This is a genomic window from Flavobacterium sp. (assembly GCF_035760125.1).
Lineage (GTDB): Bacteria > Bacteroidota > Bacteroidia > Flavobacteriales > Flavobacteriaceae > Flavobacterium.
In genome coordinates, this window is the sequence record NZ_DASTTN010000418.1 from 1 (window position 1) to 2902 (window position 2902).

General features: G+C 31.4%; 3 protein-coding genes and 1 pseudogene. All 4 read left to right on the forward strand.

All coding sequences use genetic code 11. The features are described 5' to 3' along the window. Positions 1–415 (forward strand): porin family protein (locus VFS71_RS14705; protein WP_326402157.1); only part of this gene is annotated, 415 nt, incomplete at its 5' end. 313 nt (positions 416–728) lie between these two features. Further along, positions 729–1274 (forward strand): porin family protein, encoded by a 546-nt coding sequence (locus VFS71_RS14710; RefSeq protein WP_326402158.1) that lies wholly within the window; start codon positions 729–731, stop codon positions 1272–1274. Between the two features lie 78 nt (positions 1275–1352). Then, positions 1353–2249: a site-specific tyrosine recombinase gene (locus VFS71_RS14715; protein ID WP_326402159.1), complete on the forward strand. Its 897-nt coding sequence runs from the start codon at positions 1353–1355 to the stop codon at positions 2247–2249. Positions 2250–2335: 86 nt separating this feature from the next. After that, positions 2336–2902: pseudogene (locus VFS71_RS14720) on the forward strand (PAS domain-containing protein); the annotation flags it as partial.

Below are 2902 nucleotides of genomic sequence, written 5' to 3' on the forward strand. Positions count from 1 at the left end.
ACCCGAATTATTGTATTCCACACAAGGAAGTAAATTTGATATGAATGTTGATTATAACGGTACTGAGTATAATACGGAAAATAATTTTAAATTGGCATATGTAAATATTCCGGTTATGTTTAAATACTATGCTGCTGAAAAGTTTAGTTTGGAAGCTGGACCTCAAATTGGTTTTTTGACAAGTTCAAAAATAGAAACTGAGGTTTTGGGCCAATCAGTGTCGCAAAATGCTAAAGATTTTTTTGAATCTGTTGATTTCGGTTTAAATATTGGAGCAGGTTATGATTTTACAAAGAAATTTTCTGGAGGAGTTCGTTATAATTTTGGTTTGACTAATGTTGGAAAAAATGAAGATGGGTCAAATGATTCAATTAAAAACGGAGTTTTCTCAATATCTGTAGGATATAAATTCTAATATTTTATTAGGGTTAAAAATTAACCTCCCAATTTGGAGGTTTTTTTATAAACAAAAGGATTTTTACTTTGTTCGAATGAATTGGTAATTGGCTTAATTTGAATGATAATAGTTTTTTTACAATTCTTACTAATTAATTTTATTGCAGAAAAGAGTATTAATTTTTTTTGTTTTGTAATAAAAGGCAATCTTATTGATTGTTAAAAGGTTAGTATAATTGTTGGTATAAATATGAAAAATACTATTATTTTTTTATTAAAGAGAAAAAAATAACAATACATTTGCTGGAAATAACTATTATAATTAAACAAAAATGAAAAAAATTATTTTATCAGCTGTTGCTGTTTTAGCATTTGGATTTACCAATGCACAAGAAGTTAAATTTGGAGTAAAAGCTGCATTAAACGTTGCTAATCTTACAGGAGATGTGGATAACGCTTCATCTATAGTTGGTTTTCAAGTTGGGGGTTTTGCTGAAATTAAACTTAGCGAAAAATTCGCAATACAGCCTGAGGTTTTGTACTCTGCCCAAGGAGCCAAAAGTGAAGGAGAAACATTTAATTTAGGTTACATCAATATTCCGGTATTGGCAAAATATTATGTAGCAAAATCTTTTAGTTTAGAGGCTGGTCCACAAATCGGTTTCTTAACTTCTGCTAAAATAGAGAGTGAGGATGTTAAAGATTTCGTGAGTTCTACTGATTTTAGTTTAAATTTAGGTGCAGGATACGATTTTACAGAAAATCTTTCTGCAGGATTGAGATATAATTTTGGTTTAACTAATGTTTATGATACTGACCTTTCTGATGATTCAATTAAAAACGGAGTATTCTCAGTGTCTTTAGGATATAAATTCTAATATCTTATTAGAAATTAAAATTAAGCCTCCCAATTCGGGAGGTTTTTTTTTACACCAAAAAGCCCTTACTTTGTTCTAATGAATTGGGAATCGTATCTAAAGAGTTATCAGTCCTATCTTAAGATTGAAAGAGGTTTGTCAAAAAATACCATTGACAATTATTCTTTTGATATTGAGCGCTTGTGTTTGTTTTTAAGTCAAAATTCAATTCAGATTTCTCCAATAGCTATTAATGAGGAAACAGTGCAACAATTTATTTATGCTATTTCCAAAGAAGTAAATCCCAGATCTCAGGCCAGAATAATTTCGGGTCTCAAAAGCTTTTTCTCTTATTTAATTTTTGAAGATTTTAGAAATGACAATCCTTTGGAATTGATTGAATCCCCAAAAACAGGTCGAAAACTGCCAGATACCTTGGCAGTCGAGGAAATTGATGCTATTATCTCGGCAATTGATTTGAGTTCGAACGAAGGGGAACGTAATAGGGCGTTGTTGGAAACTTTATACGGTTGCGGACTTCGGGTTTCCGAATTGGTTGCCTTAAAAATATCCGATTTGTTTTTTGAGGAAGGATTCATCAAAATTACCGGAAAAGGCAATAAACAGCGTTTTGTCCCAGTTGGGGATTTGACCCAAAAATATATTGGAATTTATAGAAATGAAGTGCGTGTTCATCTTGGGATTCAAAAAGGTTTTGAAGACACTTTATTTCTAAACCGAAGAGGACAGCAATTGACCCGAGCAATGATTTTCACAATTATTAAAGATTTGACTGTAAAAATCAATTTGAATAAAAAAATAAGTCCGCATACTTTTAGACATTCTTTTGCAACCCATTTATTGGAAAATGGAGCTGATTTGCGATCGATCCAATTGATGCTTGGCCATGAATCCATCACCACCACCGAGATTTATGTTCATTTGGACCGGAAATTTTTAACTGAAGTCATGAATGCCTATCATCCACGGAAGTGATTTTTTGAATAAAATTTAATGTTTTGTGTTAATATCTATTTAAGATTCAATAGTTTTGCTATTACACTTAAGAAGTATAGCAAATAATGATTTTTACAGCCAATAAAAACCCAGAGGACTTAAATAAATTATACGAAAGTTTAATTAAGCAGCTTCCGAACATCATTTTTCAAATAAGGGTGAATTCTCTTAAAGAAATTGCAGTAGATTTTTTGAGTAAACCCATTGAGTTTTTAAATGAATTTTCCATAAATGAGTTTCTGGAAGATTCATACAAATTATCGAATTATAAAATTTATGAACCGGATTTAAAAGTTTTTTTGGATTCTTATGAAAAGGCAATTTCAAGCAACGAAAAATGGGAAATTGATTTCAGGTTATTAATGCCAGAAAGTGGTTATAAATGGATTCGTATTGATGCAACACCCAAAAAAAATGATAATGATGAGGTGGTCTTTTACGGACTGATTTCAGACGTAACAGTAGTGAAAGAACAAGAAATTCGATTAAAGGTAGCTGATGAAAGGTATCATTTTGCGGTGCAAGCATCGGATAGGGGAGTTTGGGACTGGGATTTGACAACAAACAAAGTGTATTATTCCTCTGAGTCGATGAAAATTTTGGAACTAACTGAATCAGATTTAGTTGCCGCC